Annotated in this window: 8 protein-coding genes; 3 read left to right on the top strand and 5 right to left on the bottom strand. The window is 44.7% G+C overall.

Annotated elements, in window-relative coordinates:
- Nucleotides 1-110 (top strand): 30S ribosomal protein S9 (rpsI, locus tag QVO88_RS05415; protein WP_288177804.1); only part of this gene is annotated, 110 nt, incomplete at its 5' end.
- Between the two features lie 117 nt (nucleotides 111-227).
- On the opposite strand, the gene xerC is transcribed toward rpsI, so the two are convergent.
- The 5 genes from xerC to QVO88_RS05390 form a co-directional block, all read right to left on the bottom strand.
- Entirely contained in the window at nucleotides 228-1,364 is a 1,137-nt protein-coding gene (xerC, locus tag QVO88_RS05410) for a tyrosine recombinase XerC (RefSeq protein WP_022287499.1), read from the bottom strand.
- 109 nt (nucleotides 1,365-1,473) lie between these two features.
- The gene (locus QVO88_RS05405; RefSeq protein ID WP_022287498.1) at nucleotides 1,474-2,670 is read right to left on the bottom strand and encodes a plasmid recombination protein; all 1,197 of its coding nucleotides are present in this window, start codon (nucleotides 2,668-2,670) and stop codon (nucleotides 1,474-1,476) included.
- A gap of 409 nt (nucleotides 2,671-3,079) precedes the next feature.
- Nucleotides 3,080-3,652, bottom strand: coding sequence for a CHC2 zinc finger domain-containing protein (locus tag QVO88_RS05400; RefSeq protein WP_022287497.1), 573 nt, complete (start codon nucleotides 3,650-3,652; stop codon nucleotides 3,080-3,082).
- The gene (locus QVO88_RS05395) at nucleotides 3,649-3,945 is read right to left on the bottom strand and encodes a helix-turn-helix domain-containing protein (RefSeq protein WP_022287496.1); all 297 of its coding nucleotides are present in this window, start codon (nucleotides 3,943-3,945) and stop codon (nucleotides 3,649-3,651) included. Before QVO88_RS05395 ends, QVO88_RS05400 begins: the two co-directional genes overlap by 4 nt.
- A 108-nt stretch (nucleotides 3,946-4,053) precedes the next feature.
- On the bottom strand, nucleotides 4,054-5,514 hold the full coding sequence (locus QVO88_RS05390; protein WP_022287495.1) for a YfjI family protein: 1,461 nt from the start codon (nucleotides 5,512-5,514) through the stop codon (nucleotides 4,054-4,056).
- Nucleotides 5,515-5,790: 276 nt separating this feature from the next.
- On the opposite strand from QVO88_RS05390, the gene QVO88_RS05385 reads away from it, so the two are divergent.
- Together QVO88_RS05385 and QVO88_RS05380 are read left to right on the top strand one after the other, a co-directional pair.
- Entirely contained in the window at nucleotides 5,791-6,810 is a 1,020-nt protein-coding gene (locus QVO88_RS05385) for a hypothetical protein (protein WP_022287494.1), read from the top strand.
- 150 nt (nucleotides 6,811-6,960) lie between these two features.
- A partial coding sequence (locus QVO88_RS05380; RefSeq protein ID WP_288177797.1) for a hypothetical protein occupies nucleotides 6,961-7,346 on the top strand: 386 nt, incomplete at its 3' end.

The following is a 7,346-nucleotide window of genomic DNA, read 5'->3' as shown; positions in this document are numbered from 1 at the left end:
GACCTCTCCTCAAGAAGGAAGGCTTCCTCACTCGTGACCCAAGAATGAAGGAAAGAAAGAAGTACGGTCTCAAAGCCGCAAGACGTGCTCCACAGTTCTCAAAGAGATAATCAGATACCTCAAAACTTGCGTATTTACGCACTTTGCGAGTGGTCAAAAACTCTTTGGTCAACATTTGGTCAATTCAAAACCTCCTTGTTCGCGCAGGGAGGTTTTTTTATTTGCCTTTATGCAAGGCACAGCTCAATCTGTTCGGCAGTTCGGGCTTTTGTTTTACGCAGAACATCAGCGTAGATGTCAGCAGTTACGTTCACATCACAGTGACCAAGATGCTCAGACACGACTTTCAGGTCGATACCGCTGTTTAAGAGCATTGTAGCGTTGCAATGACGGAGCTGATGAAGAGTCATATCCTCAAACTCCGTTCCTTTGGTGAAGCGTTTGAGTGACTGATAGACTGAATTACGGTCACGGTAGTTTCCTCTTGATGATACGAACACCATTTCAGGGTGAGCGAAGTCATCACCGAGGGCATATTTCAGCTTTTCGATATACTCTTTCTGTGCAAGAAGTACCTTTTTCAGCTCCTGCCCCATACCGATGATGCGGATACTGCTCTCAGTCTTAGGATCAGTCAGTTCATGCTTTCCGCCTATGTCGGTCAACGTGTGGTTTATCGAGATAGTGTTGTTCTCGAAGTCGATATCCTCCCAAGCAAGTCCAAGGCACTCTCCCGAACGCATACCCGTGTAAAGCAGAACCTTGATGATACGCTTGAAGTCCTCGTACCACGGCTTACTTTCGAGGTATTCCATGAACCTTTTGAGCTTGTCTTCCTCTAAAGCCTTGTTTTTACGACTTTTCTTACGTTTCGGCAGTATCACGTTACGGCAGGGAGTGTCACGAATGAAGCCCTGCTCTGCTCCTCTGCGGAAGATGCTCTGCACTATGACGTACAGTTTCTTAACTGTTGCAGGGTTCAGGTCATAGGACTGCATTATCTGCGTCAGCCTGGGAGCATTGATGTCCTTTACCTTGATGTTGCCAAGAACAGGCTCGATGTGGTTCTTGTACTGCCCCTTGTAGGTGTAGATCGTGCTTTCTTTCAGCTCCTGCGGAGCGTAGTTTGTGAAATACCAATCTGCAAGCTCGGAAAAACGCATATTTTCGTTCAGCTGAGAGTAACCTTTGCAGTGTCTCTCGAACTCGAAAGCGTACTCCTGGGCGAGCTTTTCGGCTTTCTTTGGTGTCACTCCGTCGGGCGGAGTGTAGGTTGTTGATTTTACAAGCTGTTTGCCGTTCATATCGCAGCCGACAAACACCCTGATGCGGAATGTGTTTCCGCGTTTTGTTATATTCGCCAATGTAAATCCTCCTAAATTTACACTACGGCATATCTCTGTATTTAGCATTGTAGCGCACTATTCTATCTTTGTCAAGTGCTTTCGGAGATATGCCGTAGCTTTTTTTCTTTTATTCTAACTCTGCATTTCTTGTTTTGTTAAACTTATACCGGGCAAAATCCTCCGCAAGTCCACAAGCGGATATGAACGCCCTTGCTTTCTGTAGATCACGGGATAGCTGATCTTCACGCTTGATGCGCTGTGCTTCGGCGTTCAGCTTCTTACGGCTAAGGTAATGAGCGTTCTCCTCTTTCTTCTTGTACTCCGAAAGCTCCGAGGACACCGCTTCAAACTTCTGCATCACAGCCCCAAGTTCCTGCACGGCAGTGTCACGTTCTTTTTTGAGCTTTTTGATGTTCTTCTCCATAGCAACATACTTCTTAGCGGTGTCGCTGAGCTTGTCATAGTCCTCTTTGGAAAGTGTGACCTTTTTGCTAAATACGGACTCCTTGGCTTCGATGCTTTCGATCTCACCTATGTTCACCTTTTTCTTTGCCAGTTTCTCAAACTCGGCAACTGTCTCATCACGCTCGGCGGTGAGTCTTTCGATCTCAGCATTGAGAGCATTTATCTTGTCCTGATGTTCGCCGTACTCCTCGACCTTATAACTGTAACCCCTGGACTTCTTCGGTTCGGAAATTTCAATGCCGTGAGCATTGCAGATATTCTTTAAAATATCCCACTCATTGTGTCTCCAACGGTCATTCGCTTTCGCATCATTTCCGAAGCCCATTTCCTCCATTGCTTTGTTCTTCGCATTGCGGACTTCAAGTCCACGAGTGAAGTGACCTACGGGGATATAATTGATGTGCAGGTGCGGAGTTGATTCATCAAGATGCAGCACCGCATTGAACACATAGAAGTTAGGATTTCTCGCCTGAAATCCCTCCATATATTCACGCAGACATTCAGTCGTTATCTCGGCATCAGGAGTGCCGACGCCAGTGTCTTTTCTTGTTCCGATATAAACGAGATGTTCGTAGAAGCTTTTTTGCTTGTTCGTGCCTGTAATAACACTTTTGCTCGGCAGGCGATTGAACAGGTGTTCAAAGTAGTTACCGATCTTACGATCCTTTCTTTTCTGATTAGCGTTGTATCTCTCAACCGCTTCATCGAAAAGCTGATGATAAGCATCACTCAGAGCCTGCTGAACGAACACAACATTGTTCAGTGTTCTGGAGCTGTCGATATTCTTGGCAGAGAACTCTCTGTTGTTATGTGAAAGGCTGCCTTTACCCTCGCACATCGAGATAGATTTTGTACTCATGTTATAGTCTCTCTTTCATAAAATTTTTTTCATCATGTAAGCCCTGACGGGCTTGAAGAATTACGCACAAGACAGAGCTTGTGCTACTAAGAACATTTACGCCCTGTCGGGCTTTGAAGAATTTCGCATAAGACGGAGCTTATGCTCCATATAGCCCTGATGGTCAAATTGGATTGCAACGATACGGAGATCGGCAACCCAAACGGTGCGAAGCACCGGATTTTACTTGCGGTGCGCCGCCAGTAACCCCAAAGCACTTTTGACAGCCGCCTACACGACTATCAAAAATGCCGGGGCTCTGCGAGGCTCTTATCGGCTGGCGGAGCAGCCGAAATTGTGGGTACGGTTATTCTGAATCGTACCCGTGAGAACTTCGGAAATCCGCATTACAATTTTGAAAAATCAGCTCTCATTTTTTCTGAAAATCTGCTATCTCAGCAACGATATTTTTCATGGAAAGCCGACCAGCTTTGTTGCAGTTTATGAACTCAAAACAAAGGTACCCTGCGTAGTCCAGATGATGCAAGGAATATACAAAACGCTCGTCACATTCTTCATTGGGAGAAGCAGGAGCAAATTCTCTCCATTCACGCATCCGCCACAGATAATCATTGAGTGTTCGCCACGCTGACTTCTCCCATTCTTCATAGGCTCGTTTTTCTCGGACTCGCTTCTGATATTCGGACACTTTTTCCGCAGTCGGAGCTTTACCGATTTCGATATGCAGAGCGTAATCATCGTTGAGCTTTTTCACAGCATCAATAGGCTTGTCCAATCCGAACATTTTCTGCGTGAAACCGATAACGTCAACGTGCGTTCCGCAGCCGAAGCAATGAAGAGCATCGGGATAAATTTTTGCAGAGGGAGTACGCTCGTTATGAAACGGGCAAAGTGCCATACCACCACGGGATATTTCAAGACCATATCCCTCCGCTACCGTTCTCATATCAATAGCAGATTTTACTTGCTCGAATACCGTCAATTCTGGAAATAGTTAAGCAGGTCAGCCTTGTTGACAAGTATCTTTCCACGAACACCTTCGCCTGTGCGGATATACTTGATCTTGTTCTGAGCTACAAGCATACGGACAGTGTGTTCGGAAAGCCCGCCAATAAGCTCGGTACATTCCTTGACGGTCAGCATCTTCACCTTTTCAGGTGCAGGAGCTTTGGTTGTTTCGGGGACTGCGCCCTCATTAGGCTCTCTGTCGTAAGCGACAGCGGTCATGAGTTCAAGTATCTGGTCGAGAAGCTGTTCTTTTCTTTCGTTTGTCATAATTAAAATCCTCATCTTTCTATCTAAGAGTTTTGTGTTTTATGAACTTTGAACATTTTGAGCATTTTGCAGTTTCAAAGTGTGCAAAATGCGGAAAGTTCAGGGTCATCATCTGTAAATGTTCGGGTTGATGATAACATCTGTTATCGTTTTGTTGTTTGTGCCCTTGCTTATGTTGCGGACGATATACCTGTATTCCTCCAGCATATCCATTGTCTCAGCAAAGTCGGCGGCGTTCTTAAATAGTGTGCATCTGCACAGCTTGTACAGGTCATTCTGCCTGATATTTGTGATGTGCTTGGAGCGTATCTTGTTTATCACACGTTCTGCCTTTATCGTTCCGTGGTCAACGTCACCGAGACTGTACGCATATATCGCCTGTTCACGGAAATACTCACCGATCTCGATAGCGTTACAGAACGTATCAAGCGTGACAAGGTTCTCTGCTGGCTCAACACCATTCAAAGCACACTTGATACAGTGAATGATACCGCACAGGCGGAGCAGTTCGCCGTGATACTTACCGCCCCAGTCTTTGCAGAATGCCATATCCGTGAGGAGCATCGGCTCAATACGCCTGTTGTAGTAATCTACGAACTCACCGTATGTCTTTTCGTCGAAATGGAGATACAGCTCTTTCTCGTCATTATAGGCGAACTTCTTACCGAGGAGCTTGTATATCAGCCGCTTGTAATTCTCAGCAACGGCTTCAGGAACAGCCTGCGTATCATATTTACGATAGCCGATATTGCTTACGGGGAAACAATACAGAAAACGTGCTATCAGTCCGCTGCCACGAAACACAGGATTATTTATCATGCTATCGAACATATAGGGCTGACACGCAAGACAGATGCTCATGTACGGCTTTTTCAGCACTATACTCGCCCTGGTCGCTCTGTCGCTGATATACGTTTCACCATTCCACGATTTCAGCAGGAGATCAAGGTTCGGTATATTGTTGCTATAACGTCCGCTGAAATTACCGAGCATTCCTGATTCATCGGATATCATCAGGAGTGTGCCGTTTTCTTCAAGCAGATTTACAAGAGATTCGGGCGTAACATCGTCAACAGCTATCCTGCGGAAGTTGCTCGGAGACATATTGCTAAGGTCTGTTTGCAGCTTGGCAATCTCCTCGGCGGTAACGTCTTTCTTCTTTTCAAGTGCTTCGAGCTTGCTCTCTAACAGCTTGTATTCTGCCTGCGCCGTGAAGATGTCCTGCTTGTTATGCTCGTTCCAGTCGTGAGCGAACTGTATATACGGTCGCTTGATAAGAGAGATAACAGGAGACTTCTTGAAGCTCGGCTCTGCTATCGTCAGGGTGTCGAGTACCAGCGGCTCAGTATGGTCACGCTTGGCCGACATACGGTACACGCCCGAAAAGCAGTAGCTCACCGCCGAGAGTATTGAAGTGCCTGCCATAGCAACGTCCGTTGATGTGGTAGTCGCTATTGCGTCTGCCATATCACCTATAATAGATGGAAGTGCGTTCACAGGGAACGGCAGGAGGTTTGTCCCGTCGGGACGGAGTGGTATGGGCTGAACCCACGTTGTTTCGTTGTTCAACTATCATCTTCCTTTCAGATGTATTTATAAAAGCGAATTTATATGTATATCGGTCAGCATCTTGTATGCAATACCGCTGTCAGCCGACCGTCGCCTGCTGACATGACCATTGTAACATTTCTTTCGGAGGTCCTGTGCGTGTATTGCGTATTTACGCAAAAGAATACGTATAATATTTTTGAATACGCTGTATATTACGCTATAATACGCATTATAATTGACATTTTGCGTGTGATATGTTATAATATCAGAAGATACCGAAAGCGAGGAGAGCGTATGGGAACTACGACAATTTACCGTATAAACGAAACAGACCGCACGATAAATATCGCACAGTCTGTTAATGATACTGATGAAAGCTTACACGGCGTAGTTTTGAATACAAGAATGTACACTTTTGATGAGCTGATGAATCAGCATAAAGTGTTCTGCGAACATACCGAGCCTTATGACGCTTTCAAGGACAGGCTCAACAGCGCCTTGCGTATTGACAAGAGCATTGAAGTCAGCACCGATGATATGATAGCAAGGTTTATAGCTGAATATGGGGAGAATATCTTTTTCAGAGGATATGTCAGCTCTGTTATTGAGTTCTATGACAAGGAGAGGCACGTCCTACTGAAACCGAATGACGTTGTTATCGCCAAGCTCAACAGAAGAAAGATACAGGACGAAGTTTCCCGAAAGCTAATGGAGTTCATGGATACGCAGTTCGCCCTGATGTGCAGTGATGCGTATTTCAGCCATAAGTCTACTATGGAGCATTTTATGATACAGTCCGGAAGAACGATAGTTGCTGCCGATGATTATACATTCAATGTGTTCCGTGAAAGCGACAATTGCCTGCTTACCATCCTTGCAGAGATCGGGCAGCTCGTTCATCATAACAAGTGGATTGTCTGCGAGTGCGGTTTCTGTCATAAGCTGTTTCTCGGAACGGAAAGAGAAGTCTGCTGTCACTCCGCCGAGTGCATCGAAGCACAGAAACAGCAGAAGGAAGCCATATACAAGGAAAATACAAAGGCATACTCAGCCGTGAAGCGAGATTATGATGCTTATGTCCGCAGATATAAGAAGGTTCTCGTTGAAGCAGGTGTTGAGAAGTATCACCCTGCCGAGTTTGACGAGTTTATACAGGCGAAGCAGGAACGTATGGAAGATATGGACAAGCTCAAAAAACGCCTGATACGCAACGGTCTGCCGACCAAGGAGCTTGAAAAACTCAGTGCTAAGTATAAGACGGAGATAAAGGCTATTGCAGAAGAGCTTGTTGAGAGGTTTGGGAAGAAGAGGTGAACTTTGACTCCGGTGGGTTCAAAGTTAAAATATTGATATCAAAAAACATTTTATAACAAATATTGACTTAGATTCTATACCATGTTATAATAATACAAATAGCGATTCTACGCTAGGTATCGCTTGTTATGATTGTGGAGGTATAGGAGAATGAAACAAGATAAATCAAAGTGGATAGCTTTCTTTACTCAGCAAGTTGCTACTGAAAAAGAAAAGATTTGTTCCAGATATAAAAACTATAAAGATCAAGCAAGTGCAATCAATCAGTTTATAAATGATATACGTGATAATTCAATTCGCTCCTTGAAAGCACATTCAAATGAATTAACCCAGTCTGAGTTACTTGATGAAATCCTTATTATAACATATGCTTCTTATATAGTGATGCTTGATGCAAGAAATTCAGTATGGCCTTATGAATACATGGCTTTTGCACGACGTATTGGTGAGTTATGGGAGCCGTTCTGCAAACTGCCTTTCGAATATCCAATAAAAAAACTGACAATTATCTCTCCACCTGATTTCAATAAAGTTCA

Origin of the sequence: Ruminococcus sp. CAG:57, from assembly GCF_000435935.1 — a bacterium.
Classification (GTDB): Bacteria; Bacillota; Clostridia; order Oscillospirales; family Ruminococcaceae; genus Hominimerdicola; species Hominimerdicola aceti.
The sequence above is the reverse complement of the archived record's forward strand: the minus strand, read 5'-3'. Positions and strand labels throughout refer to the sequence as shown.